Genomic DNA, 2268 nt, shown 5'->3' on the forward strand with positions numbered 1-2268 from the left:
GATGTTTTCTAAGCATATTCACGCTGTAAGCAAGAAAGGGCTGAGTGTTAAGCTCTTACTCTTCACAATCGCTTATAATCTTAAAGTGTTAGATGAAGTTAATTCAATTAAATAAATATTTAAATTTGTGATGGGAATTACGGTTTTACTATATGTGGTCGAAAACATAATGATAAAAATAGTGTATCCCCCCTTCCCTATCTCCGAGCGAAGCGAGGAGAGTAATGAAATCAAAACCGAAGGTTTTGAGCAATGAAAACCTATAGGTTTTCATCTAATCCGAAGGATTTCATCTGAATTCATCACCGCCCTAAGGCAGAGTTTCTTAGCGACAACAAATGGTAAAGATATTTAAAGTTTATTATTCTTATTTTTTATTTTTGGATTTTTCCATCTCCATAATCCTTCTATCCATTTTTCATCATATCCAACCTTTTTAGCCCATTTCTTTAAAAATTCCTCCCATTTCTCCCACAATTCAGGATATTCTCTCTTAACCTTATCGATTTCCCCCAATTCCATAGCAGGACATACGTAGCATCCAACCCTATCAAACCCCTTCTCATACATCTTGTTGTATGGAGCATTATTTTTAAACAGATAGAGCCAAACATGCATAGCACTCCAATTGTGGATTGGCATTGCATTTATTTGCTTTGGAATGTTTGGATTTTTTTGGATTCTTGGTTTCTTTGCCCTATTAAATGACTCATACTTCCTCAATCCAACAAAAGTTAGTGTTCCATTTGGATAGTGTTTATCAATTAATCTTTTTAGGGGCTTTAATTTGCAAATCTCACTGCACCACCTATAATCTCTTCCAGGAGGGCCATATTCCTCCAACTTTTCCCAAAACTCATTAGATTCCTCTTTTATTAATCTTATGTTGTAGGTTTTCTGCACAATATCAACATTTTTTAAGGTCTCTTCAAACTCCAATCCCGTATCTGTAAATAGGACATTAAACTCCTCTCTATCAAATGCCTTCAATGCCAACAATAAAACGGTTAAACTATCTTTTCCACCAGAATATGCAACAGTTATTGGTAGATTCATCTTCTTTGCAGTATTTCTCATAAATCCAACTGAATTCTCCTCGAATCTTCTTATTACATCCTCATTTGCTTTAACCATATCCTTAAACAATCCTCTTAAATTCTTTTTAGATGTTTTTAATTTATATGCCTTTTTTGGCTCCTCCGCATGTCTAACTTTCACAACCACACCTTTTTCTGCCTTTAAAATTTCCCCATAATCCATCTTTGCTCTACCAACTGCTACAACATCCTCATCTTTTCCATTTATTTTTTTGAGAACGATAACTTCATCACCCTTTTTAATTCCCTCAGATGCATAAATTACACCAGGTCTCAAAACAGATGAACTCTTATCTAAAAGGTAGGGAATAACATCTTCTTTTATAACAACGATCTTCTTATAACCATTAGCATTTACTATCCTCCTTGCTCCTTCAAGTTTGGGTATTATTTTCCATCCATTGTCGTATTTTAGGTTAGCAACAACTTGTCCATCAATGATAATTTCTTGCATATCTTCATTTCCCGGGAGTTTGTTCATCAAAACAATTCTACCCTTTAAAATATCCTTATTAGTTCCAAACTGTTCTTTAATTAAATTTTCTATAAATTCTATTTCCTTTTCAAATGCCGGTCTCGCATCCCCTGGAGGGGTTAATTCAACCTTAACAGGTTCATTTCTACATATATTGCAAACCTTATCCAAAACTGGTAAGTTGCAGTGATGACACCATTTTAAATGCATCTTTCCCAATATTGTTCTCATCCTATCCCTCACATACCATAAAAATAAAAAATAATCAATAACTGATAGTGTGATTTAACAATATTAACTTTAAAACCAAAAATAGAATATGTAGTGCTTGAATAACTCGTTAAAAAACGGTGCATCTCCTATGCTAGCAGCACTTAATAGTATACTCACTAATTCTATAAATAGTTTAGGATTTAACTGTTCGGAGGAGTTATCTAAGTTCGCACAAGTTAGAACACTAACGCCAATAAAAACTATCAAAGCATTTTCAGAGTATGTCTCGGGAATTCACAGAACGACTATCGTTAGAAACCTACAAAAACTATCAGAAAATGAGTTTTGTTTGTATACTCAACTATCCAACCTTCCCGATATTTTTGATGACAATAGATTTAAATACACTGCAATAATCGATTCAACGCTACTAAGGAGATGGAGTAAAAAGGTTTATGGTTGCAATATTCGATATAACTACAT

2 protein-coding genes are annotated in these 2268 nt (G+C 33.7%); one reads left to right on the top strand and one right to left on the bottom strand.

The features are described from left to right. Positions 1–351: 351 nt before the first annotated feature. On the bottom strand, positions 352–1803 hold the full coding sequence (locus METFODRAFT_RS09470; RefSeq protein WP_007045401.1) for a phosphoadenosine phosphosulfate reductase domain-containing protein: 1452 nt from the start codon (positions 1801–1803) through the stop codon (positions 352–354). Between the two features lie 130 nt (positions 1804–1933). Here METFODRAFT_RS09470 and METFODRAFT_RS10425 point away from each other — a divergent pair. Beyond that, on the top strand, positions 1934–2268 hold a 335-nt coding region (locus METFODRAFT_RS10425), incomplete at its 3' end, for a hypothetical protein (RefSeq protein ID WP_007045402.1).

The sequence above is a fragment of the Methanotorris formicicus Mc-S-70 genome, from assembly GCF_000243455.1.
In the GTDB taxonomy this organism is placed as follows: Archaea; AGJL01; Methanococci; order Methanococcales; family Methanococcaceae; genus Methanotorris; species Methanotorris formicicus.